Below are 24,762 nucleotides of genomic sequence, written 5' to 3' on the forward strand. Positions count from 1 at the left end.
CGCCACTACCCCCCATAGCCGCACATGAGAGCCGCGGGCCAACCCACCCCACCATGGAACCCCTACCGCCCGAACCGGCACAGAGCGCGCGGATGGGCGCACAGCCGCATACGCCGGTAGCACGCGCCACAAGCAGGAGTCGCCAGGCCGCAATCAGGGCAGGAATCTCGCCATCCGGGACAACAGCTCTTAACGGGCGGGATACGGCGAACTACGCTGGGTTCACCCGAGAAGCGATGGTCCCGGCCGCTCGGGGTACGGCGCATGCCCGGTGACGGGCTGCGGCGGGCCCCGGCACGCCTCCACAAAAGGCGCCGGGCCAGCCGTTGTTGTGCGTCGAGAGGGTGTGACAGGCGTGGCAGGCGTACGCGGCCCTCGCGCTTACGGCGAGAGGTGGTAGTGGTCATGACCAAAGAACCCCGAGGGCCCAACGAGAAACTCGGCACCCTTCTCGCCCTGGCCGGCATCAGCAACGCGGGACTCGCCCGCAGGGTCAACGACCTCGGCGCCCAGCGCGGTCTGACCCTGCGGTACGACAAGACCTCCGTCGCCCGCTGGGTCACCAAGGGCATGGTGCCGCAGGGCGCCGCCCCGCACCTCATCGCGGCGGCCATTGGCAGCAAGCTCGGCCGTCCCGTGCCGCTGCACGAGATCGGCCTCGCCGACGCCGACCCCGCGCCCGAGGTGGGCCTCGCCTTCCCCCGCGACGTCGGGGAAGCCGTCAAGTCCGCCACCGACCTGTGGAAGCTCGACCCCGGCCGGCGCGGCCCGGGCGGCGGCGGCATCTGGCAGAGCCTCGCCGGCTCATTCGCCGTCAGCGCCTACGTCACGCCCGCCTCCCGCTGGCTGATAACCCCGGCCGACGCCCGCGTCGCCCGCGAGGACCCCGCCCCGGGCACGCACCACGTCGGCCACTCCGACGTCGCCAAACTCCGCGAGGCCGCGGAGGACGCCCGGCGCTGGGACTCCAAGTACGGCGGCGGCGACTGGCGTTCGGGCATGGTCCCCGAGTGCCTGCGGGTCGAGGCGGCCCCGCTGCTGCTCGGCTCGTACAGCGACGAGGTCGGCCGCTCCCTGTTCGGGGCCACCGCTGAACTCACCCGCCTCGCCGGGTGGATGGCCTTCGACACCGGCCAGCAGGAGGCCGCCCAGCGGTACTACATCCAGGCCCTGCGGCTCGCCCGCGCCGCCGCCGACGTCCCCCTCGGCGGGTACGTCCTGGCGTCGATGTCGCTGCAGGCCACCTACCGCGGCTTCGCCGACGAGGGCGTGGACCTCGCCCAGGCCGCCCTGGAGCGCAACCGGGGCCTCGCCACCGCGCGCACCATGTCCTTCTTCCACCTCGTCGAGGCCCGCGCCCACGCCAAGGCCGGCGAGAGCGCCGCCTGCGCCACGGCCCTGGCCGCCGCCGAGTCCTGGCTCGACCGCGCCCGCGACGGCGACGCCGACCCGCCCTGGCTCGGCTTCTACTCCTACGACCGGCTCGCCGCGGACGCCGCCGAGTGCTACCGCGACCTGCGCGTACCCGGGCAGGTGCGCCGCTTCACGGAGACGGCGCTCGCCCGGCCCACGGAGGAGTTCGTCCGGTCGCACGGGCTGCGGCTCGTCGTCTCGGCGGTCGCGGAGCTCGAGTCCGGCAACCTGGACGCGGCCTGCGCGGCCGGGGTCAAGGCGGTCGAGGTCGCCGGGCGGATCTCATCGGCCCGGACGACGGAGTACGTGCGGGACCTCCTGCACCGGCTGGAGCCGTACGGGAACGAGCCGCGCGTCGCGGAGCTGCGCGAGCGGGCACGCCCCCTGCTGGCGGCCCCGGCGTAGCCCGTGGGGGCGGGCGGCGCGCCCTGCCGGTGGTTTTTCGGCTGTTGCGCCGTCTCGCGCCCTGCGGGCGCAAAGATGCCGGCTGCGGAGGGGAGGGTGGGGGGCCCGCCTTGTGCGCAGTGTGCGGCCCGGTGGTCGGCTGGGGTTCAGGCGCCGGAGCGGAGCCGGTTGTTCGTCCGGCTCGGGTCTCGTTGCCGTCCGCGGGTGCAGATGGCCGGTGACCACGCCCACCCTCCGTGGGTGGCGCGCCCGCCGTAACCGGCGTCTGCGGGTGCTTCCCCGATCCCACATCGGGCTCTGTTCCGACGGCTATACCGCTGAAAGCGAGCCCGATCTCGCCCAGCTCAAAGATCGGGCCCTCTTCCGACGGCTATACCGCTGAAAGCGAGCCCGATCTCGCCCGGCTCAAAGATCGGGCTCTGTTCCAACGGCTATGACGCTGAAAGCGGGCCCGATCTCCCGCCGACCGCCCGACAGCACCCCGAAATACCCGCAGTCGCGGGTTACGGCGGGCGCGCCCACCACCGGCAGTAGGCGTGGAAGCGGCCATCTGCACCCGCGGACGGCAACGAGACCGACACCGCTGGAAAGGCAACCCGCTCCGGCGCCTGAACCCGCACCACCCACCCACCCGCACACTGCGAACAAGTCGAACCCCCCACCCTCCCCTCCGCAGCCAGCCGCCGTGCGCCCGCAGGGCGCGAGACGAACCCGCACCCACCCACCGGCCCCACAACCGCGCCGCCCGCAGGTTTGCAGACGGCCCGGACGGGCCAAGCCTTACGCGGGAGGTGACCACGCGCATGGACACCGCGGACGTCGTCGTCATCGGCGCCGGCATCGTCGGCCTCGCGACCGCGTACGCGATCACCCGCACCTCCCCCGGCACGTCCGTCCTGGTCCTGGACAAGGAGGACGGCCCCGCGCAGCACCAGACCGGCCACAACAGCGGCGTGATCCACAGCGGCATCTACTACCGCCCCGGCTCCCTCAAGGCGCGGTACGCGACGCAGGGCGCCGCCGAGATGGTGAAGTTCTGCGCCGGCAACGACATCCCGCACGACGTGACGGGCAAGCTGATCGTCGCCACGGAGCGGGACGAGCTGCCCCGGCTGCACGCCCTCGTCCAGCGGGGGCGGCAGAACGACATCCCCGTACGGGAGCTCGGCCCGGCCCAGATCACCGAGCGCGAGCCGCACGTACGCGGCCTGGCGGCGATCCACGTCGGCACGACCGGGGTCTGCGACTTCACCGCGGTCGCCGCCGCCATGGCCCGCCACGTCACCGAGGGCGGCCGCGGCGAGGCCCGTATCGTCTACGGCACGGAGGTCCGGGCCCTCCACCGCGACGGGCGGACCGTGGTCGTCGAGCCGCACGACGGTCCGCCGGTACGGGCCGGGGCGCTGGTGAACTGCGCGGGCCTGTACTGCGACCGCGTCGCCCGCATGACCGGCGCCACGGACCCGGACGTCGCGGGCGTGCGCATCGTGCCGTTCCGCGGCGAGTACCACCAGCTGCGTCCCGCCCGCGCCGGCCTCGTCCGCGGCCTGGTCTACCCCGTCCCCGACCCCGCGTTCCCCTTCCTCGGCGTCCACCTGACCCGCGGCGTCGACGGCTCCGTGCACGTCGGCCCGAACGCCGTCCCGGCGCTCGCCCGCGAGGGCTACCGGCGGCGCACCGTCCGCCCGCGCGACCTCGTCGAGACGGCCGCGTTCCCCGGCACCTGGCGGATCGCCCGCCGTCACTGGCGGTACGAGGCCGGGGAGATCCACCGGTCGCTGTCGAAGCGGGCCTTCGTGGAGTCCGTGCGCCGGCTGCTGCCCGAGGTGACCGCCGACGACCTGGTGCCGGCGGCGGCCGGGGTGCGGGCGCAGGCCGTGCTGCGCGACGGGACGCTCGTCGACGACTTCCTCATCGCGGGCGACGGGCCCTTCGTCCACGTGCTGAACGCGCCCTCGCCCGCCGCGACGGCCTCGCTGCCGATCGGCCGGGAGGTCGCCCGCAGGGCACTGGCGGTGCTGGAGCGTACGTAAAATCGACGCATCATGTCGAAGCCCCGCACCCCCCACTTCCCCGGCGGCCCCGCCTCCCACCCGCATCCGCACGCGCACACCGAGCAGCGCATCCGCACCTTCCACCCGCGTCGCGGCCGGGTCACCCACGGCCAGCGGGCCGCGCTGGAACGGCGCTGGGCGGACTGGGGCGTCGACATCGACGGCACGCCGCTCGACCTGGACAAGCTGTTCGCCGACGCCGGCCTCGCCCCGGACCGCCCGGTGGTCCTGGAGATCGGCTTCGGCATGGGCGACGCCACCGCCGCGATGGCCGCCGCCGACCCCGGCACCGGCATCCTCGCCGCGGACGTGCACACCCCCGGCCAGGGCAACCTCGTCCACCTCGCCGAGCGCGAGGGCCTGCGCAACGTCCGGGTCGCCAACGGCGACGCCGTCGTCCTGCTGCGCGACATGCTGGCACCGGGCTCGCTGGCCGGCCTGCGGGTCTACTTCCCCGACCCCTGGCCCAAGGCCCGGCACCACAAGCGCCGCATGATCCAGCCGGAGTTCCTGGCGCTGGCCGTGTCCCGGCTGCGGCCCGGAGCGACCGTGCACTGCGCGACCGACTGGGAGCCGTACGCCGAGCAGATGCTGGAGGTGCTGACGGCGGAGCCCGGCCTGTCGAACGCCTACGCCACGACCAGCGGCTACGCCGAGCCACGCCCCGCGTTCCGCCCGATGACCAAGTTCGAGCGCCAGGGGATCGCGAAGGGCCACGTCGTCCACGACCTGGTCTTCGAGCGCGGGTGAACGTCCGGCCGTGCGGTATCGGCAACACCATCGCGCCGCGCGGTCACCGCCCCGTAAGGTCATCGGGTGTCCTCGTACTCGCATTCGCCCGACTCGCCCCTGCCGGGCCCGGCAGCACAACCCGCCGTACCCGAGTATCCGGAACACCAGCAGCAATCCCCGTTCGCGCTGCCCGCGCCCGGGCAGTGGCGCTACAAGCCGCGCCGGCACTTCTGGGAGAACCGGACGTTCCGGCTGGTGGCGCTCTTCTCCGTACTGGCGCTGTGCGGGGTGATCATCCTGGCGCTGGTGCGCCGGCAGACCGGCACCGAGGGCTTCCTCGTCGGGCTGCTCCTCGCGGTCCTGCCGGTCCCCATCCTCGGCGGCGCCTTCCTGTGGCTGGACCGGGTGGAGCCGACCCCGCTGCGCGACGCGGTCTTCGCCTTCGCCTGGGGCGCGTGCGCCGCCACGCTGGTCGCCATCCTCGCCAACGAGTACGCGACCGAACTGCTCGCGACGACCTTCACCGCCAGCGACTCGCAGAGCGACATCTGGGGCGCCACCTTCGTCGCCCCCGTCGTGGAGGAGAGCGCCAAGGGCGCCGCCGTCCTGCTGCTCTTCCTCTTCCGCCGCCGCGACTTCACCGGGCTCGTCGACGGCGTCGTCATAGCCGGGCTGACCGCCACCGGCTTCGCGTTCACCGAGAACATCCTCTACCTCGGCTCCGGCTTCGCCGAGGACCAGGCGTACGGGACCGACGGCGGCATCGGCACCACCGCGGCCATGTTCGTCGTGCGGATCGTGATGACGCCCTTCGCGCACCCGCTGTTCACCTCGCTCACCGGCATCGGCTTCGCCATCGCCGCCACCTCCCGCCCCGGCCAGGCCCGCCGCTGGCTGGCGCCGCTGGGCGGCTGGCTGCTCGCGATGGTGCTGCACGGCACCTGGAACGGCTCCGCCTCGTTCAGCCCGCTCGGCTTCCTCGCCGTCTACGCGACGGTGATGATCCCCCTCTTCGGCCTGCTGGTCTGGCTCGCGATCTGGTCCCGCTCGAACGAGCTGAGGACGATCCGCACCCAGCTGCCGCTGTACGCCATGGCCGGCTGGCTGAGCCTGCCCGAGCCCGCCGCCATCGGCTCCATGCGGGGCCGCGGCCTCGCCCGCTCCGCCGCCCGCCACGCCCAGGGCAAGCAGGCCGCCCGTACCGTCCGCGAGTACGTGTCCTTCGCGACCTCGCTCGCCTTCCTGCGCGCCCGCGCCGACCGCGGGGCCGCCGGCACGGACTTCCAGGCCCGGGAGCAGGAGCTGCTACACCACCTGTGGGAGCGCAAGGCCGTCGCCCAGCCCGCGCTCACCCATGCGGCCCACGCCCTCCGGCCCGCGTTCCCGCCCGTGTACCCGTGGGCGGCGCCCGGTGCGCCGTACGGGCCGTACCCGCAGGTCCAGCCGTACGGGCAGCCCTGGCCGCAGCCCCATGCGCCGCATGCGCCCCAGGCGTGGCCGCAGCACCAGCCCTGGCCCCAGGCCCAGACGTGGCCCCAGCCTCAGGCGTGGCCCCAGCAGCAGCCGGGGGCGTACCCGCAGCGGTGGGGCCCGCGACAGCCGCAGGTGCCGCCGCAGCAGGGGTGGTACCCGCAGGCCGCCCCCTACCAGGACCCCCCGGGCGGCCGTCACCGCTGAGTCCGCTTGCCGGGCCCCACGGCCGGGGTTGCAATGACCGGGTGAGCCCGCTGACACGAGGTACGAGCCGTCCCGACGGCCGTCCGTCCGGCCGCACGAGCTGGACGCGCACGGCCGTCGTCCTCATACCGGTCCTCGCCGTCTCCACCGCCGTGGCGGTCGGCGCGGGCGCCGGCGTGGTGCCCGTCTCCCTGGCGCTCTCACCGACCACGACCGCCCTGTCCGGCCAGCGCATCCAGATCGCCGCCGACCGCCTGACCGGCACCGGCTTCACCCAGTACGTGACCATCGACCACACGGCCAGGGGCGACATCCCGCAGGCGGTCTCCGCCATCAGCTCCGCCGAGCTGCACGACCTGTGCCAGTCCGTGGTCGGCTCCGTCCCCGGCTTCGGCCAGGTCACCCTGCTGATCAAGGCGGGCGGCGGCGACCGGCCCGTCCACGCCGAGCAGCTGATCGTCGACTCCGACGACCTGATGGGCGACGCCGAGTTCCACGACATCCGGATCGGCGTGGACGCCTCGCAGACGGACGCCGAGGGCCGGGCCAAGGGCCCGGCCGGCGCCCCCGGGCAGCAGGCCGAGAGCGTCACCATCGACCACCTGCGGCAGACCACCAGGTCCGTCAGCGCGGCCACGTTCCGGCTGAACGGCCTGCACATGACGGTCGAGAAGGGCGCCCACCCCTGCTTCTGACCCGAATGGGCGAGTACGTACGACCATCGGGGTGATTACGGACCGCCACCGAGCGACCGATCAGACTGTCCCACGGTTGACGGGACGTGCTGACCACCGAGCCCACCGGGTCCCGGCCCGCCGTGTCCCAGGCCGCCGTCGCCGCCTCCGGCCGCACCAGCTGGAAGCGGCTCGCCCTCGTCATGGTGCCGACCGTCGCGGCCGCGGGCGCCGTCGTCGCGAGCCTGGCCAGTGGCGCGCTCGCCGCGTCCTTCGGCGTCTCGGCCAACTCCTTCACCGTCGCCGGCGAGAGCTTCCAGATCTCCTCCTCCCTCCTGGAGGGCGACGGCTTCGTGCAGTTCGGCGTCCTCAACCGGGGCCGTGACGCGGTCTACCCGGAGGCGCTGTCCGCCGTCCGCCGGGCCACCCTGCACGACCTGTGCCAGTCCGTCGTCCAGCCGGTGCCGGTGATCGGCCCGGTCACACTGCGGCTGACCGCGGACCCGGCGAGCGCCGACCGCCTCATCGCGGACGCCCACGACATCAAGGGCGACGCCGTCTTCAAGAACATCCACATCGGCCAGGACGCCTCGACGGTGGATCAGGTCCCCGGCGTCCAGGGTCCGCCCGGGGCCTTCGCCCAGCAGGCCACGAGCATCCGCGTGCGGGACCTGCGGCAGACGAACCGGTCGGTCAGCGCGGCCACCTTCCGGCTGCCGGACCTGCACGTGCAGGTGCTGCGCGGCGACCACTCCTGCTTCTAGGAGGGGCCACCGTGACCCGCATGCTGATCCGCACCGGAGCCCTCCGGTCCCGCTTCCGCACCTGGCGCCGCAGCCGTCCCTTCTGGGCCGGCGTGTGGACCCTGCTCGCCGGGGTGGAGATCCTCTCCATCCCGCTCGCCCCGCTCTCCCTCCTGATCCACGAGGGCATCGCCGGCGTCTCCGGCCTGCTCATGGGCGTCTTCCTGGTCGTCCTGGGCCTCACCCTGTGGCTCGCCCCGCACCACCGCGCCTTCGCCGGCATCGCGACCCTGGTCTTCTCCGTCGCCTCGCTCGTGCTGTCCAACTTCGGCGGGTTCCTGATCGGCTTCATGCTGGGCGTCATCGGCGGTGCGATGGCCGTCAGCTGGGTACCGGACGGGGACGGCGACGGGGGCCGCGGCAGGCGCTCCCGGCCGGTGCCCGACTGGGGCGGCGGCGGGCGCGGCAACACCACGGGGCCGGGGACGGCCGCCCCCCAGGCCGGTACGCCGGCAGGCACCCCTGCCCCGCCGCCGACCGCCCCCGCGGGCGGTACGGAACCGGCACCGCCCACGGCCGCGGGTTCCGACGGGGACGCCGTGAGCACCCGTACGGCGACGGTCCCGCCGGCCGTGCGCCCGGCCGTACCCCCCGCGGTCCGCCCCGCCGCGCGCAACCGGGCCGTACGGCTGCGGGCCATCGGCGCCCTCCCGGTCGGCGGGGCGCTGCTCGCCGGCGGACTGCACCCGATGGCGCCGATGGCCGTGGCCCACGACGCCGGTGCCTCCAAGGGCGACGGCACCGCCACGTCCGCCGAGGGCTACCGCAGCGCGGGCGAGGCCGTGTGCGACGTACTGGACGGCCTCTACCACTCCCGCAACCCCACCGTCCACGGCACGGGCTCGGGTTCCGGTTCCGGCTCGGCCACCGGCAAGGCCAGGAACCGGGGCGCGGGCGGCCTCCACGTCGGCGTCGAGGCGCAGGCGCCGCTCCCCGTCCGCGGCTCGCTCGACGTCACGCCGGGCGGCGCCCCCAAGGGCGCCGGCCCGAGCCCCGTACCGTCCCAGCGCGCGGCACCCCAGCAGCCGTCGGGCGGACTGCTCGGCGCGGTGGGCGACCTGCTGGGGCTGCGGGGCAAGCAGCCGTCGGCGCAGGCCCCGGCGCCGGGACGGACGGGCGCCGGCCCGTACGCGCCGCCCGCCCCCCGCGACGGCGGGTCCCACCGCCGTACACGACCCGAGGTGCCCGCGCCGTCCACGGGTCTGCTGTCCGGCAACAAGGTCAGCCCCGACTCGCTGCTGGACCTGATCGTCCCGCGCCGCCCCTCGGACGGCGGCATGGACGAACCGCTCTCCCTGCTCCCCGCCCGCATCCGCCTGGGCACCCCCGACTCGCCCTGGTGCCTGCCGAAGGTCTCCCTGGACCTGTCGATCGGCGCGGGCCGCTACCGCGACCGCGTGATCACCGCCGAGCAGCCGTTCCGCGTGCGCACGCCGCTGCTGGTGCTGACGGGGCTGACGTACCGGGGCATCACCGCCGTCCCCACGCGCGCCGGCTCCGAACGCGTCCTGGTCTTCACCGCCTGGCGCGCCGACATCGCGAGCCTGCGCCAGACCGCGGCGCTGCTCTCCCCCGCCTGCGCCCGCCGCCGCGGCCGCGACTGGACGCCGCCCTTCCACGGCCTGCCCGGGACCGGGCTGCCGCTGCCGGACATGGGGCTGCCCGGCGTCGGCCACGTCTCCCCCGAACCGCCGCCGTGGGCCCCGTGCCAAGGCGAATTCGAGTCGGACGCAAGGCCCTGGAGCACCACGACCGCCACCGGGCGGCCGGTCGTCCTGCTCACCCGCGTCCTGAGCGGCAACCTCCTCGGCCTGCTCCCGGTCACCTTCACCCCGGACATGCCGCCCCCGCTGCCGCCCGGGCTGACGATCCCCATCCCGGTCTTCTTCACGCAGGTCCTGGCGTACAACCACCTGCTGGCCGCGGACCGGCTGACGGTCCCCGGTCTGCACCAGCAGGTGAGGGCGTCACTCCGCTGACTGGCACACGACGGCGCTGGCCAGCAGCACGGCGGTCAGAGCGGTGACGACGAGGGCCCTACGGACAACGGACATGGCACACCTCAGTGCAGCGGAGGACTGGTTCGAGCAGGCCATAACTTACCGTCACCAGACGGCGACTCATCGTCACGCCGCCACGGGGAACCGCCCGCCGACCACCCGCCAGGGCTACGAAGTCCGCTGACCCCGCACCTGGATCCCGGCGAGCAGCTCACGCGTGGCCGCCGCCACGGCGTCCACCGCCTCCTCGAAGGCCTCCCGGTTGTGGGCGGCCGGCGCACGGAACCCCGAGATCTTCCGCACGTACTGCAGGGCCGCGGCCCGGATGTCCTCTTCGCCGACCTCGGGCGTCATCGGCGGGCGCAGGGTCTTGATGCTTCGGCACATGGCTCCAGTGTGCCCGCGACCACTGTCAGGCCCACCCGGTACGCGGCCGCCGGCCCCACCACCAGCCCCCTTCGCCGCCGGGCGCGGCCGCATCCTCCACCGTCAGCTCGATGTACCGGCCGTCCACCTCCCCCAGCGACTCCCCGAACAGCTCCGCGACCGGCCCCGGCAGCCTCCGCACCAGCCCCGCCACCCCGTCCCGGCACACCAGTTCCCCCCGCGCCGTCGACCGCCCCGCCTCCAGCCCCCGCACCACGTGCTCCCACGCCTCCAAGTGCGCCCGCGCCTCCCGCAGCACGCTCCCCTCCACCTCCCACAACGCCTCGTCCACCTCCCCGTACGGCGCCCTCCGCAACGCCTCCATCGCCTGCTCGAACCCATCCGTGACCGGCGTCTCGCTCTCCCTCATGGGCCCATGCTGCGCCGAGCAGGCGGGGACGGCAGCCCGACGCGCGCCCCGCCAGCAACCCTCCCTCGCCATGAACAGCCCTGAGGCTCACAGACCGCAATCGGCACAGGCAGCGATGCCGCCTCAAGGACGCGTCAGTCGCGCAGGAAGTCGTAGATGGCCGAAGCGATGGCCGAGCCCAACGGAATCGGCACCGCGTTACCGATCTGCTTCGCAATGTCGGTCTTCGAACCGCACCAGCGGTACGTCAGCGGGAACCCCTGGATTCGCGCCGCCTCGTAGTGAGTGATCGGCCGAGGGTCCGTCGGGTGGAGGTAGCGACCCTTCTCCGGCTTGAAGAATTCGGTGCGAATCGTAACCGAGGGCTCATCCATACGAAGTCGCCCCATAACGTCACCGGTACCGGTGTTGTGCTTGTCCCAACTAGGCGTCGAAAGGGGCAGGACGGGCGTCCTGACGCCTCGGGGATTTGGGTCGTCGAAGACGTGAACCTCACCGGTCTCGTCCTCTGTGTACCACTTGCCCCGCAGGTCCTTGCGGTTGCCGCCCTTCGGAATGGCACGGTAGCGAGCCCTCGAGAGCGACTCCGGATTGCGGCCGAAATGCAATTCGCGAGTCATAAAATAGCCCGGGACGTAGGCATCGACTTCCGGGATGCGCTCCTTACGGTCCGGCAGTTCGGTTCCCTGGAGCTTGAGCAGGTATGACTCCCAGAACACCGCCCCCACTGACCGCCAGTAGGAGGTACTCGCGTCCACACCACTGATCGGCTGAGCAGACCCACCCGTGCGCGACCTGCGGCGACGGACACGCGTCCCGACGGGATATTCCATCGTGCGGCCGTTGCCGATGTCCCTACGAACACCGATCACAATGGCTCGCCTGCGTGCCTGCACCGCCCCGTAGTCTGCGGCATTCAGCAGGTATCGCTTGTTCCTCTCCTCGTCCGAGTCACCCGGCTGCAGCCCCGGAGGGTCAACAAGTCGATACTCGGACAGGAGTCCGCCCTCTTCCACCTGACTCAACAGGTTCCGGAATTCATCCGATTTGAGGAAACGATCGACGTTTTCAATCACGAACACCTTGGGGCGAATCTTCGCAACGACGCGAACGTACTCTTCCCACAACCTGTTGCGTTCGGTTCCCTTTTTCTTCCTGTTGAGCGCGGAGAAGCCCTGGCAAGGTGGACCGCCGACCACCACATCGGCGTTGAGGTCATCCTGCGTCGGCTCCCACGCCTCTATGTCCCCGAAGTAGACACGCGCACGTTCGATGCCCCCCTCGACCAGGCCACTACCGAAGTTGGCGGCGTATGTGGCAGCCGCGGAGGCATCGTGCTCAACGGCCGCCAGACTCTGGAAAACCGGGCCCCGGCCGCACGCCCCGTCCGGCCGGAACTCGTGAAAACCCTGCGTGAAGCCTCCGCAACCAGCGAAGAGGTCGACGACTGTGATGGCTGCGGAGTCTTTGGGACGGGGCGTGTGCATGGGCAGATCCTAGCCGCGGAGGGCCGTCGCAATTGATGTTCCAACGGCAGCCGCCAGGGGTGGCGGCATCGCGTGACCGATCTGACGGTACCTGGAGGTCTTGCCACCGAAAAAACGCCAGTCCGCCGGGAACGCCTGGATCAACGCGGCTTGGTCGACGGTGAGTCTGGGCTGGCCGTCCTCGGGGAAGTCCGCATCCGGCGGCTCGTCACCCAGGCTGGTGCCGTTCACGCCAAGCGCAGCCCAGGCCTTCTTGCTCCCGGTGGGGCCGAGATCAGCGCCACCTCGCCGATCGGATCCCCCGACGAGAGCCGGCGCGACGCGGTCGGCCTTCTTGATCCACTGCTCGGCTCCGGGCCAGCCGCGCGCCGACATCGAAGGCCCGAGCACCTGCCCGACGGTAGGCGAAGGCGCAGGGTCGGGGAACGGCCACCGAAAACGGGAGAAGTACGGCTCCCGGAGCGCCACCATGAACCCGCTGCTTCGGTTCTGCGGGACTCCGAAGTCCGCTGCGTTGAGCACCCGCCAACTGGCTCGGTAACCAGCTTCGACAAGTTCCGCCTCTATCCAGAGCCGATCGACGTGAAAATCGTCGCTCGCGACCAGGTCCGGCACGTTCTCCAGGAGCACCGCCTTCGGTCGGATGGCGTGCGCCAACTCCACCGCGGCTCGAAGGACGCCACGTTCCTCGGTGTCCTCCGCCGGCCCTGCGGTGGCGGGCGACTTCACGCGCGGAAGCCCACAACTGAGGAGGTCGACCCGCAACTCCTCCGGCAGCATGCTTGAGCGGAACTCGGTCACATCGATGCAGACCACGTGCCAGTGGGGTCGATTGAGGTCGATCGAGAAACAGGCATCGGCTTTGCTGTCGATGAGCAGTACTGGATCAAAGCCGGCGCGCTCGAGTCCGAGTGCCTGCCCCCCTGCGCCGGCACAGATCTCCACCGAGCTGAGTCGCGCGGAGTCAGCCTGCCGATCGACCGATATGGGTGGCTTCATCGACTGATCGTCGTTCGCAGAGGGGCTAGAGGAGCGGTCGACGTCCCAAGCCCCCCCGTCCTGAACAGTTGCTTCCGACCCACCCCCGGACGCAACGCGCTGAGCCCGGACGGATTCATCCGCCACTGAGCGGAGTTCCCCGTCCAGGGCCCGCTCGTCGACACCGTCGAAAAGCACAAACGGCGCGAGTCTCAGCAGTCGCTTCAGGAAGTCTCGCAGAGCTTCGCGTTCGTTGAGACCGGTGAGGTCGAGATGTTTCCAGACACGCAGGATCGCTCGTACCATGTGCGGACTCCCGCCCAGAGCCGCCCGTCGGGCGTAAATCTGGTCGAACGCGGCCTCTCCAAGAATGCCCAGGGCGGCATAGGGCTCAGGATCGCCAGGTGCTCGCACGAGTTGGGCACGCCACCAGAGCCGGCCGAAGACGTGTCTGGTGAGGTCGGTGCCGAGGACGCGGTCCTTGGGCGGCTGCGGATATCGCCAAAAGGCCACGTCCGGCAACAACACCAGCGCGAGGAAGGCCCAGACGTCCCGCGATGCGGCCTCGGCGGGAATCATGCCCATCTCACCGTGCAACAGCGCCGCGAGTCGGAGATCGAATTCCGCGTTGCGCGCACGATCCGATTCCTCAGGGAAACCGGCTCGTTCGGCAATGGCCAGGACACCCTCGCGCAATGCACGAAGTCCCTGCGGTGAGACCCGATCACCTCCGGTGGCGACGTAGACAGAGGACTCGTGGGTAACGTCCACTCGTTGACGGAGTTCGTGCACGGTCAGGCGCCGGTACTCCTCGAAAAGCGGTTTGGCCTGTTCGCCGAGCAGACGGGGGTAGAGGAAGCTCATCACGACACCTTGAACATCTTGACAGCCGCCTGCAGGTCTGAGGCGAACAGGGTGGGAGACTGCCGTTGGCGCAGCCGAACGTCGGTGATCGACTGACCCGGGAAGAGTTGATCGAACAGGCTGAGCAAGGTGGCGCCGAGGGACCCGTCGGGAAAGTCCCCCTCTTCCCCGAACTCATCGTTTCCGAGGGCATGTTCGACCATCGTCCTAGCAGTGTCCGCGTACACCGCGGAAAGCACGATCCGGTCGACAGGACGGGGTCTGCCGGCGTTCTCGAACGCGGTGGCGGTGACAGCGTTCCGCTCATTGACGAGCAAGAGCAGGGATCCCATGGTGGCGCTCTCCAGGCCCCCGCTGATCTGCAGGTGCCAGGCCGCGTCGTCGGGGAAGGACGTCTTCCGGAAGTCGATGACGGCCATCGGGAATTGTGGCGCGTCGCCCTGCAGACGGAGCGACTGTCGGTCGCTCCACAGAACTGAACCTGCCCGGCGGGGCGAAGAGGGACGGGCATCAGAACGGCGATCTGCCAGCACGAGAGCTGTGTCGAGTAGGAGCAAACCACCGAGATCGGCACCTGCCAGGTGCACGTCGAGATCCAGTGCAGGCACGCCGTCACCGGTCAGGCGCACGTGTTGTGCTGGCCCGCACAGGTTCGATCCTGTCGCCGTCCAGACTGCAGCGAGCATCAGTTCCGTGTCGGGAGGAAGCCCCGACTCGGAGCGTGCCCGGTCCAAGTCGACACGGACGGTCCTGCGCAGGCGCAGGTCCATGTGGTAGTCCCAGTCCGGAAGCGCCTCCGGTAGAACGACGTCGCCGTCCTCCGTGACCAGCATCCAACCGCTGGCAGCGATCACATCCTCGCTCGGGACCCGGTAGGGCAAAACCCGTCGTGTCACGGCGTCCTCACCGCCTCGACCTTGATGCTTATCTCCGTCATGGTGTCTGGAGCAGGACGTACCAGGGCACGCCAGACGGACTCCCCGCCTTCGATGACGTGGACTTCCGAGGGGTGGAGACGACCTTGGTCGTCCTCCCAGCCGACGAGCACCGGCATGCTCGCCCCGATCGGCGGATCGGTCTCCCGGCCACCGCTACCGGGCAACGTGACGGCCAGATCGATGCGGACTCGCTGCGGCCCCCACACAGGCAATCTGAACTCTTGAACGAGCAGGCTTGTTTCACCACGGTCGTCGTAGTAAGGCTCCCGGACGTACTGCACTCGCGGTCTCCGTGTTCGCCCCCCCGATTCCACAACCACCGGCGCGTCGCCGACAGGAGGCTGCCTTGAACCGAGCGTCCGCGCTGCCTCCAAGGGGTCCACGTCGCCTCGCGTTCCACCGGAGGCGAACGAGTCCGAGACCAAACCACCCACGGACTCGCCGTCGGCCTCGTCGCTTGACTCATCCGATTTCGAGGCGCGGCTCACCGTGCTCCCCGGCTTGGAGTACGCGGTTGCCCCCCCGATGCCCCATGCCCCACCCACTAGACCCGAGAAGAAGGAGCTGGCTGCGCCAAGGGCGATGCTGCTCGCCCCCGGGCGAGTGACACCTCCGAGGGAAAGGAGCCCGTCCAGCGCCTCGCCAATACGACGGAACGTCGTGAGCACAAAGGTGCTCTCGGGCCTTTCCAGCGACTGCGGGTTCCACGCGTCGTGCGTGGGCGGTTCGGCCTTTGCGTAGATCTCGTCCATGGACCGGTCGGCTCGGAAGACTCCGGCGTACCCCTGGTTCACGCTGGGCGGCTTGGGGCCCGGGTGATAGGTCACAACAAGCTCCGCCGGACGCATCAGACAGACGTGGTGAACCATGTCCTCGATGTCGAGCATGCGGGAAGCGCGCGTCGGCTCCAGCGGAGGCTGGATCCTTTTCACCAACCCCAACCGACCAAGATGACGCTTCGGACGCATGCATGCCAGATCGGAACCCTCGGGGCCGATCATGGCCTCGTAGGCCGCCACGAACATGTTGAGCGGCCGGGTGTCCCTCGGGTTCGGAACACGGTGAGGAACCCCGTCGCGGGTGATCGAGAAGGTCATCGACGCCGGTTTACCGTCGACGGAGATCATCTTGGGCCAGAGGTGCCAGGCAATTGTCTCGGCCAGGTAGTCCGCCGCCTCCGCCGGCTCAAGATTGTCCAACGTGGGATCGACGACGACAACGGTCGTTCCGGTTTCCTGAGCATCGAAGGGACGCAGCCCCAGACGTTGGGCTGCGGCCTCCGCCACCGGGCCGACCAAGGGTTCCACCACCTCGCCAGAAGTGTCCCCCCACCAGTGCCGACCTGTGTGGCGACGCTCACCATGCGGGTCGATGGCCACGTAGCTCTTCCAGAGTGTGCAACCAATGAGCCGGGTCTCATATCCACCGTCGGCAGTCCGGCAACGGGAGTGCACGAGAACCGTACCGGCCTTCGACAACAGGTAGAAGATGCCTTTTCCAAAACCGTACGTACCGCCGCCGAGTTCGGTATCGCGGGGCTCACCAATGTTGCGTATGAAGGAAACGAAGTCACGCTCGGGCCCGACGGCATTGTCCGCGCGAGTGGGCCCACCAAGCCCTCGAGTACCCCGGTCGGACACGGCAAGGATACGGACTGAACCCCTTCGCAGCGATTCCCGGAGGGGAAAGTTGTCTGCAGCCACAGGTGCACCCTCGAGAAGCAGTTCCCGCCAGACGCCGGTGTGCGCCGGCCCCACGGTCCGCAGGTCGATGGCATAGTCGACCGGACCGAAGGAATCACCCAGCCGGGCATCCCAACTGTTCTGGGCAGATTCGCGCACCAGGATGGTCAGGAGGTCCAGTTCAGGACGCCCGAGTTGATTGCGGATCCCTTCGGCGGCACTGGCACCTTCCGGCGGATACGGCTGTGAATACCAGCGGGGGGTGCTCACGCGGGCTCCTGAATCACTGCATCGATGGTCTCGGCGACTTGAGGGAATTCCATGGGCGCAGGCACTTCGCCGGAAAGATCGACCGTGTACTCGACATCCAGCACGGACACCGGTACGGCCACAGTCGAGAGCGCCTGCCTCGTCAGGGAGGGGAAGTCGGTGTCCACTCGGTACCATCTCTCCTCTCCGATCACGAAACGCACACCGCGGTAGCGGTCCGTGTCCGAGGCGTGGTAGCCAGCTGCCCCGAGGAGTTCGAGGAGCGCCGGTTCGTCGTCGCACAGCCTCAACGTGCGCTCCACCAGCTCCGGGAAAGCGCACCCCTGTTCGATGGCAGCCACCGGGCGAAGCCGAAACCATGCCAGGCACAGGGTGCCGCCCTCAGGAGCCTCCAATTGTTCGAGGCCGTGGATCCTCGGCCGCCGCCCGGCTGAGGCCGTGGTGGACTTGACCTCGATCGCGACAGACCCGGCCGAGAAGTCGTGGCGATGTCCTTGAGGCCCTCGCCAGATTCGGTGAGCACTGGAATCTTTTCGCAGTAGCCGTTCGAGTACCGTCAGCTCACCGAACAGTCCCGCGAGCTGCTCCGCTCCGAGTGGTGTGCCATGAGTGCGAAAAAGAGCCCTCCACCTGTCGAGAACGCCGTAGAGTGCCTTGATCGGATTTTCAGGAAATTCCCTAATTGCGCTCAGTGCGTCCACGCACAAGTCGGTGAACAGATCGTTGAGGTCGTCGCGTAGGCAGCCGAGGTCAGCATAGGTCTCGTAGGTGTTCTCGTCCTCAAGGGCGCGCTTGCGCAAAAGCAGGACCGGCCCGTCGAGCCCGGTGCGCACCTTGCTGTGTGTTTGGACCGGCACAAGGACATGGCGGTGACCCTCGTGATCCACTCCGACGGCCACCGACCCGTGAGCGACGGAGACGGGCAGCCGGGAGACCCGCAGCTTGCGTTCACCGGTGGCAGGCTCCGCGCCGAGGGCTTCCCAGCGCTCGTCCAGCAGCAAGCGGAGCATGTCGTCGTTCATGCCTCCTCGCTGTCGAGCAGGCTGTAGTCCTCGTCCTCGATCCGCACATTGGACAGGTTCGCCGAGATGTACTTCACTACGGCGCTGTCGCCTTCAGTCGGCTCCGGGAATACGAGACCGACGCCGATGACATGTTCTTCTGCATCCAACGGCGCGCGTAGATGCTTCGACGGACTGGGCGCGGAGATCCTGTCGATCGGGTAGAGCACGAGCAGACCGGTGTCCGGGAGCTGGACGCGACGTTCGTCCATGATGCCCTGCTCGGTCAGCTTCTCGATGTTGCCGTTGAGGTCCACGGCCGCATCACGCCGGCTCATCAAGGTCTTGATGTCCGCAAAATCCAACGTCGGTCCCGTGACGGCGAGACGCGCGCGGACATTGCGACCCACTGTGACGCCACTGCCGAAGCTGAACCCCTCCCCCTGCGGGTTGCCGACCACGGCAACGTTCCAACGACGCAGCGAACCGGCTGTGGTCACTCTTTTGCGGATGTAGTCAGTAATCAACTCGGCGTCGTTTTCCGGGGATTTCTCGTGGAACGCGTAGTCCGACAAGAAGCCGGTCACGACGTCGTACGGCACATCGCGGAAGATGTACCGACCCTCCTCGGGTCGCGCATCGACGCGCACCGCGTTCGCGGACGAGGCGCCGACCAGGACCCGTGCCGCGTCGATGTTCCGTCGCAGCCAATCAGCGTTCGTGTGGAAGTAGTGGGTCTGGACCCTTTTGCCACCGTACGAAGAAGCTGCCGTCACCGCGTCTCGCATCTTGGCCGCCGCGGTCACACGCAGAGCGGGATGTGTACGAAGACGAACGGCGAAGGTCAGCGGCGTCTCGTCCTCGGTCATATAGATGTCGATGTCACGTCGCATCTCGGTCTCGACCGTGGCCAGATGCCTGAACCACTCGGCCAGTTCATCGGTCATCCAGATCCGGGGAAGGTCGGCATAGCCGTTCCGGAACCCGAACCACCGGCCCATCTGAAGCAAAGTGTCGTACGCCGAGACGGCACGAACGAAGTAACTTACCGACAGCCCCTCCAAAGTCAGGCCGCGCGACAAGGTGTTACCCCCCACGGCGATCGCCACGACCGGCCCGTTCTCGTAATCGAGACGGTCCTCACTGTTGGAGTTGTCCATGATGACGCGGCAGCTCTCGAGCACTCCCGGCAACTGGGCCAGCAGTTCCTCGAATCCCACTTTCGTCTCGCCGAATGCCTCCGCCGGGACACGACCGGTCTCGGCTTCCCACAGCTCACTCAGTCGCAACAGGAACCGGGAGTCGTCGAGCGCCCTCGCAGCTCGATCCCTGAGGTGCTCGAGCGGCTCCTTGAAACTGTTGTGCACAGCTGTGTTGACGCTGGTGTGAATCAGCATCGTGCTGTGCGGGTTGCCTGTACCTCGAACCCGTCGCGCTGCCGTGACCAACCAGAAGTACTCGATCGCCTTCCGCAGAGTGTCGGTGATGGACGGTTCGAATCCCTCGACTTCTGCCCTGGTCTCAGGACGAACGGACGACACATCGTCGTCCGGAACAGAACGGATCATGTCGTGACCATCATCGATCTGCTCAGGGTCATCACCGTCGAGTGCGTACCGACCGAACAGGACCTCTGTACCGAAGTGTCCGTGTGGTTTCGGTAGATTGACCACGAAATCCCGGGGATAGAGGTCCTCGGCACCCGGGTCGATCAGCAGATTCGCGAAGGGTGAAGCCGTGTAGCCCACGTAGGCACTCCTGGGCAGGGAGCCCATGATCCTCAGGATCAGCGGATTGATCGACTTTGTGGCGACAGTGGCCTGGTCGGCCTCGTCGTCGATGATGAGCGCAGGACAATCCTCAAGGTAGTCCGAGGCCTTCTCGAGCCACGCCGCCAGCTTGCGCAGCACTGTGGCGTTCTTCTTGACGACACACAGAACATGCGTCTTGTTGCTCTTGCCGAAGTAGGAGGCAGGGTTCTCTTGCGGGGTGAAATCCTTGTCCAGCCCTGTAAGTTGTGACCACATGGCAGGATTCGGTTCCACGAGCTGCTGTACGAGCCGCGCCTGGGTCTGGCGCCTCAACCCGTTGTGGATGCCAGCCAGGACAATGAAGAGCTTGTAGCCCCTGTCGGCGGCCTTGGCCATGACCGAAGTGAAGTTGGTCGTCTTACCGGACTGGACGTAACCGACGACGAGACCGCGGGTGGAAAACACCCTCTCTTTCGGATGGTTGAGTAGCGACACGACCCGAGTGGAGGAGTCGTCAAGGCTGCCGATCGCGGGTTGCTCCGACCAACCGTCCTTCCGTAGCAGATCGACGATCGCTGGCCAGCACCTGTCTTTGGCCTGCGGGCCCGTGTACCAGGTGTCACGGTTGCCCATGACCACCGCATGGGGCTCTTCGAGCTCCTTGATCCGAATGGTCTGCTGCTCGTGAAGCTCGCGGATGCGCTGAACGATGTCCGGACTCACGCCGAACTGCTCGATGCGCTTGACCGCCTCCGACGGTGGAAATGCGTCCAAGAGCGCCCTGAACGTGTCATACATGCCATCGAATTCGTCGCCCATGGAACTGTCCACTCCCCACTCTCGCTCGCGAGGTCACCGAAGCCACAAGACCCGCCGACCGCAGGCTCACCCCACGAACAGCACGCATCCTGGGGTTCCTCGCCGCCCCACCCCTCCCACACAATATCTACACAACATTGGGTGAGCAGTGGACCGATACGTATGTAGAGGTCACGATGGGGCACAGCCACGCGGAGCATCAAGGGCGTGCGCCCAGATTGAGCAGGCGCTCCTCGCTGCTCGGGGCATCGAGGTCAGGACGGTCGGGCCGACACGCGCCTGGCCGCCACGACATCGGCGACCCGACGCGCCACTTCGTCGGGGGACTCGTGCTCCCAGAAGCGCAGAACCGTCCACCCCGCGGAGCTCAGGTGCGTCGTCGTCTCACGATCTCGCGCCATGTTCCGGTCGAGCTTGGTGCGCCACCATTCGGCGTTCGAGCGCGGACTCGTGGCGTGCTGAGGACAGCCGTGCCAGAAGCAACCGTCCAGGAAGACCGCGATCTTCGCTTTGCCGAAGACGATGTCGACGGTTCTTCGGGGCATCCCGGGAACGGGAACGTGCACCCGGTAGCGCAAACCGCTGCCGTACAGGATTCGCCGAACGGCAAGCTCCTGGGACGTGTCGCGGGAAGCCTGTCTGCTCATGCGCGCCGCCACGGCGGGTGACGATGCTATCGGGGCCATGGCTCCAGTATGGCGGGCCGACAGTGGCAGAACTGTGGCTTAAAGGTTCCTGCACCACTCCCCCGAGCGACCTTGTGTCACCGACACGCAACACCACGTATCGCCCGAATCGGATCCGCCGTTCCTGGTGCGTCACGACATCAAGAGCATCGGAGGGATCCCATGGGTCGAGCCAACGCGGTGACGCGCTACGTGTCGCAGGTCGGCCTGGCGACGTCGACGGCAGTGGCCACGGTGATCAGCTTCTCGACGCCGGCGTCGGCGAGCGCCGTGGGTTATGGGAAGGTCACCGGCTTCTGCTTCGACGCCAAGGGCGTCGAACTCTGTCTGCCGACGACCTCCATCGGCCATTTCATCCAGGGCTCGGGACGCACCATCACCCGACAGGAGGCGTCCATTCAGGACACCCTCGGCGCTGACACGGCCGGTGGCCGTTGGTGCAACTGGCACATTGACTGGCGGTATTCGGACACCGATGGCCGCACGTACCTCGTCAGCAAGGGCCCGGTGCATCAGAGCTGCGCAGATCTGAGCTCGATGGGCCGCATCGACACGACTCGACGGACGTTGAAGCACTACGGAAAGGCGTGCGCCGACTTCTTCGCCGCCGGAGCCAAGCGTGGAACCCAGTGCCATAACATCATCAAATAGCAAGACCGGAGCACCAGAATGAGCAATGGCGTGCAACCAGCGATGCGCAGCAGGATTCTTCGCGGAGTGCTGACACTCGTCGGGAGCTACATGGTCGCGGCCATCTTCGTGCCTGTCGGCCTGGCCTTGCTCCCGGATGCCACGCAGGCTTCCTTCTCCGACGGCGAGGTCGGCTGGCTGGTGTTCGTGATCGGCACTGCGATCGCCGCTCTCGTCTTCTGGCTCACGAGGTCGCGCGAGCGGTGAGCTCCCCGGGCCGCCGTCGCTAGCTCATTCACACCAGCCTCGTGAGCAACACCCGTGAATTCGTGACTTCGTACGCCCGTGTCGGGGACGGTGGGCGGGCGTTGAAGCACTGCGGAGGGGCCGGGGTTGAACGGCCTTCCGGGTGTTGCGGCATCGTCGAGGAACAGGGCGGGATCCCCATGGGCAACAAGTCGCCGAGCGCGCGGTCGGGCCGGTTGATGCGGTGGGTGCTGACGGCGGGGCTCAGCTACCTGGCGGCGATGTTCGTCGTGCTCGGGTGCCTGTCGCTGCTGCCGAAGCGGACGCAGACCTCCCTGTCGGAGACCGCCGTCGGGTGGGCCGTGCTCGGGGTGAGCGTCGTGTTGTTCTCGCTGTTCGCGGGGCGGAGCCGCGGGCGTTCCTGACGCACCAGGCACCCCCGCCCCGGCCCCCTCAGGCGCGCATCCAGGTGCGCGTGCCGAAGGAGGTGCAGGAGCGGGACGCGATGCTTGCTGCGAAGGCGAGGGCGGCGTCGAAGGCGGGCGGGGTGAGGCGGATCGTGACGTGGGCGGCGAGGTGGTGGGCGAGGGCGCCGTGGAGGACGTCTCCGGCGCCGAGGGTGTCGACGACGGGGCTGACGGCGGGGACGGGGATCTGCCCGTCGGGCCGGAGGATGGGGGACGGCCCCCGGGTGACGGCGGTCCAGCGCACGCCCGCGTCGTGGAGGAAGGCCAGGGCCTCGGCCGGGGTGGTGGTACCCGGGGGGTGGAAGTCGGCGGAACAGACGGCGACGTCGACGTAGGGGAGCAGGGTGGGCGTCGCGGGACGCCAACTGCCCGCGTCCAGGAGGGTGGGGACCCCGGCGGCGCGGGCGAGCCGGGCAGCGGGGACGGCGAGGGCGGGGTGGTGCGCGTCGACGAGGACGACGTCGGCGTCGCCGACCAGCACGGAGAGGTCCCCGGGCGGGGAGACGGACGTCCCTGAGGCCGCGTTGGTGGAGGCGACGGCGCGCTCGCCGGTGGCGGCGGTGACCAGGATCGTGGAGACCGCGGGGGGTTCGGGGGAGTCCGCGGTGAGGTTGATGACGTCGACGCCGAGGGCCGTGAGGTCGGCGTCGATCGCGCCGGCGAGGGGGTGGCCGCCGAAGGCGGTGAGCAGGACGGCTTCCCCGCCGAGGTGGGCGAAGGTGGCCGCGGCTCCCGTGGCGGGGCCGCCGGCGGCGACGGTCTGGGTGGGGGCGGTGAGTTTCTCGTTCGGGGCCGGGACGTGGTCGACGAGGGTGATGACATCGAGGGTGCAGAGGCCTACGAAGAGTGCGCGCATGGGCGCATAGTGGCAGCAGGGGGCGTGCGTTTCGCGTTTTACGCGCCTCCTACGGGTGGGGGTGCACCATTTTTCCGGGAGACCCGACGCGCAGCGCGTCGATGCCACTACGCTGAGTGCTCGCAATGGTGCGCGGGGAATGCCGTGAGCAGGAGGACCGCATGGGGAACGCGCGACCAGGTGGGGCGGGTCCGGCGGACGTCGAGGTGGTGCTGGCCAGGGCGCAGAACGCCTTCGACGTCGACGACCACGTGCTGGGGCGGCTGGCGACCGCGCTGATGGGCTGCACGGAGCTGGCGTCCTTCCGCCAGCGCAAGGGCCCGCCGCGCAGGCTGAGCCGCAGGACGTTGCGGCACACGTTCCTGCTGGCCGACGGCAGTACGCAGCTGCTGTGGGAGATCGAGCACAACACCGGCCCCGACGGCGACGAGCCGCTGTACGAGGTCTACTCGGACCCGGACACGCTGGCCGTCGCCCAGCACACGATCGACGCGCGCTTCGGCGAGCCCTCCCCGGAGGAGCTGGAGGCGGAGGCGGCGGACTGGCTGGCACGGCTGCCGCAGCTGGCGATGGACCTGACGCCCGGGCCCCGGCAGTACACGGCGGAGCACTCCGCCGAGCACGCGTGGCGGGTGCTGCGGCGGGCCGAGAACACGGACGTGCCCGGCGAGGACCTGCGCAGCCGGCTGGGTTCGGCGGTGGGCCACGACATCGCGTACGTCACCGGCCGGCACACCCGGATCGGCACCGGCCGGGTCGCCGGCTGGACGTTGTACGAGCACGCCTTCCTGCTGGAGACCGGCGAGGAGATCAGCCTCTGGGAGGTCGAGCACACGATGACCCCCGACGGGCGGCCGGTGTGCGAGGTCTACTCCGACGAGACGGCGGCCTGCGACTCGGCGGACGTACGGCTCGAGGCGCTCTGACCACGCGTTCACCGCGCGCCCGCCCCGTTCCGACCCTGTCCCCGGCCGCGTTCCGGATTGCGGCCGGGGTGCAGCCGGAGGAAATTGGGGCGTAGGCGTGTCGTTGGGAGGCGGGAGGTTCCCATGCCGGTCCTGGCGGAGGTCGATTTCCCCGGTGTGACGGCCCTGCAGTACGAGGAGGCGAACCACCGCGCGGGGTTCGGGCCCGAGCATCCGCCGTCCGGGCTGCTCTCCCACGCCGCCGTGATCACCAACGAGGGGCTGCGGCTGGTGAACGTCTGGCAGTCCGCGCAGGCGCTCGAGGCCTTCATGGAGATCATGATGCCCGCCGCCAAGGAGTCCGGTTTCCCGGAGCCGACCGGACCGCCCCGGATCTCGGAGATCTACAACTTCGTCGTCCCGTAGCGGCGACGGGGACGTCGCCTCGAAGAGGACCGGCGGCCCTGGTTGACGGGGGGAGTCACCAGGACCGCCGGAGTCGGTGCGGTCGTACGCGGCCGGGGGGGGGGGGGGGGGGGGGCCCCCGGGGGGGGGGGGGGGGGGGGGCGGGCCCCCCCGCCCCGACGGGTGGGGACAACGCGGAGCACCACTCCCACAACAAACACAG

22 protein-coding genes are annotated in these 24,762 nt (G+C 69.5%); 12 read left to right on the forward strand and 10 right to left on the reverse strand.

The window, feature by feature from the left end; all coding sequences use genetic code 11:
• The first annotated feature begins 405 nt into the window (after positions 1 to 405).
• The 7 genes from ABZ479_RS10880 (at position 406) to ABZ479_RS10910 (ending at position 9,737) form a co-directional block, all read left to right on the forward strand.
• Positions 406 to 1,818, forward strand: coding sequence for an NsdA family TPR-like regulatory protein (locus tag ABZ479_RS10880; RefSeq protein ID WP_018558441.1), 1,413 nt, complete (start codon positions 406 to 408; stop codon positions 1,816 to 1,818).
• Positions 1,819 to 2,621: 803 nt separating this feature from the next.
• Entirely contained in the window at positions 2,622 to 3,851 is a 1,230-nt protein-coding gene (gene lhgD, locus ABZ479_RS10885; protein ID WP_500461247.1) for an L-2-hydroxyglutarate dehydrogenase, read from the forward strand.
• A 12-nt stretch (positions 3,852 to 3,863) separates the two neighbouring features.
• A complete protein-coding gene (gene trmB / locus ABZ479_RS10890) occupies positions 3,864 to 4,622 on the forward strand; it encodes a tRNA (guanosine(46)-N7)-methyltransferase TrmB (protein ID WP_500461249.1) in 759 nt (252 codons plus the stop codon).
• Between the two features lie 66 nt (positions 4,623 to 4,688).
• Positions 4,689 to 6,281, forward strand: coding sequence for a PrsW family glutamic-type intramembrane protease (locus tag ABZ479_RS10895; protein WP_500461250.1), 1,593 nt, complete (start codon positions 4,689 to 4,691; stop codon positions 6,279 to 6,281).
• Between the two features lie 41 nt (positions 6,282 to 6,322).
• A complete protein-coding gene (locus ABZ479_RS10900) occupies positions 6,323 to 6,976 on the forward strand; it encodes a DUF6230 family protein (protein ID WP_500461251.1) in 654 nt (217 codons plus the stop codon).
• A gap of 86 nt (positions 6,977 to 7,062) precedes the next feature.
• Entirely contained in the window at positions 7,063 to 7,719 is a 657-nt protein-coding gene (locus ABZ479_RS10905; protein WP_500461252.1) for a DUF6230 family protein, read from the forward strand.
• Between the two features lie 20 nt (positions 7,720 to 7,739).
• The gene (locus tag ABZ479_RS10910) at positions 7,740 to 9,737 is read left to right on the forward strand and encodes a DUF6114 domain-containing protein (RefSeq protein WP_500461297.1); all 1,998 of its coding nucleotides are present in this window, start codon (positions 7,740 to 7,742) and stop codon (positions 9,735 to 9,737) included.
• Between the two features lie 189 nt (positions 9,738 to 9,926).
• Here the strand turns inward: ABZ479_RS10910 and ABZ479_RS10915 are convergent, their stop codons facing one another.
• The 9 genes from ABZ479_RS10915 to ABZ479_RS10955 all read right to left on the reverse strand — a co-directional run bounded on the left by ABZ479_RS10915 (position 9,927) and on the right by ABZ479_RS10955 (position 21,030).
• Positions 9,927 to 10,145, reverse strand: coding sequence for a DUF2277 domain-containing protein (locus ABZ479_RS10915; protein ID WP_499599676.1), 219 nt, complete (start codon positions 10,143 to 10,145; stop codon positions 9,927 to 9,929).
• A gap of 25 nt (positions 10,146 to 10,170) precedes the next feature.
• Complete coding sequence (locus tag ABZ479_RS10920) at positions 10,171 to 10,554, reverse strand: hypothetical protein (protein WP_500461253.1); 384 nt, start codon at positions 10,552 to 10,554, stop codon at positions 10,171 to 10,173.
• A 134-nt stretch (positions 10,555 to 10,688) separates the two neighbouring features.
• On the reverse strand, positions 10,689 to 12,041 hold the full coding sequence (locus ABZ479_RS10925) for a DNA cytosine methyltransferase (protein ID WP_500461255.1): 1,353 nt from the start codon (positions 12,039 to 12,041) through the stop codon (positions 10,689 to 10,691).
• A gap of 9 nt (positions 12,042 to 12,050) precedes the next feature.
• Complete coding sequence (locus tag ABZ479_RS10930; RefSeq protein ID WP_500461256.1) at positions 12,051 to 13,883, reverse strand: DNA cytosine methyltransferase; 1,833 nt, start codon at positions 13,881 to 13,883, stop codon at positions 12,051 to 12,053.
• Positions 13,883 to 14,737, reverse strand: a complete 855-nt coding sequence (locus ABZ479_RS10935) for a hypothetical protein (protein ID WP_500461257.1) — start codon at positions 14,735 to 14,737, stop codon at positions 13,883 to 13,885. Before ABZ479_RS10935 ends, ABZ479_RS10930 begins: the two co-directional genes overlap by 1 nt.
• A 38-nt stretch (positions 14,738 to 14,775) precedes the next feature.
• Positions 14,776 to 16,773 (reverse strand): hypothetical protein, encoded by a 1,998-nt coding sequence (locus tag ABZ479_RS10940; protein WP_500461258.1) that lies wholly within the window; start codon positions 16,771 to 16,773, stop codon positions 14,776 to 14,778.
• On the reverse strand, positions 16,770 to 17,795 hold the full coding sequence (locus ABZ479_RS10945) for a PD-(D/E)XK motif protein (protein WP_500461261.1): 1,026 nt from the start codon (positions 17,793 to 17,795) through the stop codon (positions 16,770 to 16,772). The genes ABZ479_RS10940 and ABZ479_RS10945 overlap by 4 nt, the downstream gene beginning before the upstream one ends.
• Entirely contained in the window at positions 17,792 to 20,344 is a 2,553-nt protein-coding gene (locus tag ABZ479_RS10950) for a Z1 domain-containing protein (RefSeq protein ID WP_500461264.1), read from the reverse strand. The genes ABZ479_RS10945 and ABZ479_RS10950 overlap by 4 nt, the downstream gene beginning before the upstream one ends.
• Before the next feature lie 254 nt (positions 20,345 to 20,598).
• Entirely contained in the window at positions 20,599 to 21,030 is a 432-nt protein-coding gene (locus ABZ479_RS10955) for a very short patch repair endonuclease (RefSeq protein ID WP_500461266.1), read from the reverse strand.
• A 162-nt stretch (positions 21,031 to 21,192) separates the two neighbouring features.
• On the opposite strand from ABZ479_RS10955, the gene ABZ479_RS10960 reads away from it, so the two are divergent.
• The 3 genes from ABZ479_RS10960 (at position 21,193) to ABZ479_RS10970 (ending at position 22,331) form a co-directional block, all read left to right on the forward strand.
• Complete coding sequence (locus tag ABZ479_RS10960) at positions 21,193 to 21,681, forward strand: hypothetical protein (RefSeq protein ID WP_500461267.1); 489 nt, start codon at positions 21,193 to 21,195, stop codon at positions 21,679 to 21,681.
• A gap of 18 nt (positions 21,682 to 21,699) precedes the next feature.
• The gene (locus ABZ479_RS10965) at positions 21,700 to 21,927 is read left to right on the forward strand and encodes a hypothetical protein (protein ID WP_500461269.1); all 228 of its coding nucleotides are present in this window, start codon (positions 21,700 to 21,702) and stop codon (positions 21,925 to 21,927) included.
• 179 nt (positions 21,928 to 22,106) lie between these two features.
• Positions 22,107 to 22,331, forward strand: a complete 225-nt coding sequence (locus ABZ479_RS10970; RefSeq protein WP_500461270.1) for a hypothetical protein — start codon at positions 22,107 to 22,109, stop codon at positions 22,329 to 22,331.
• Positions 22,332 to 22,359: 28 nt separating this feature from the next.
• Here ABZ479_RS10970 and ABZ479_RS10975 read toward each other — a convergent pair whose 3' ends face one another.
• Positions 22,360 to 23,229 (reverse strand): PfkB family carbohydrate kinase, encoded by an 870-nt coding sequence (locus ABZ479_RS10975; RefSeq protein WP_500461272.1) that lies wholly within the window; start codon positions 23,227 to 23,229, stop codon positions 22,360 to 22,362.
• Positions 23,230 to 23,390: 161 nt separating this feature from the next.
• On the opposite strand from ABZ479_RS10975, the gene ABZ479_RS10980 reads away from it, so the two are divergent.
• Together ABZ479_RS10980 and ABZ479_RS10985 are read left to right on the forward strand one after the other, a co-directional pair.
• Positions 23,391 to 24,155: a DUF6227 family protein gene (locus ABZ479_RS10980; protein WP_500461274.1), complete on the forward strand. Its 765-nt coding sequence runs from the start codon at positions 23,391 to 23,393 to the stop codon at positions 24,153 to 24,155.
• A gap of 123 nt (positions 24,156 to 24,278) precedes the next feature.
• The gene (locus ABZ479_RS10985; RefSeq protein WP_500461276.1) at positions 24,279 to 24,560 is read left to right on the forward strand and encodes a hypothetical protein; all 282 of its coding nucleotides are present in this window, start codon (positions 24,279 to 24,281) and stop codon (positions 24,558 to 24,560) included.
• Positions 24,561 to 24,762: the final 202 nt, after the last annotated feature.

It is taken from the genome of Streptomyces sp. NPDC005722 (assembly GCF_040630935.1).
Taxonomy (GTDB): Bacteria; Actinomycetota; Actinomycetes; order Streptomycetales; family Streptomycetaceae; genus Actinacidiphila.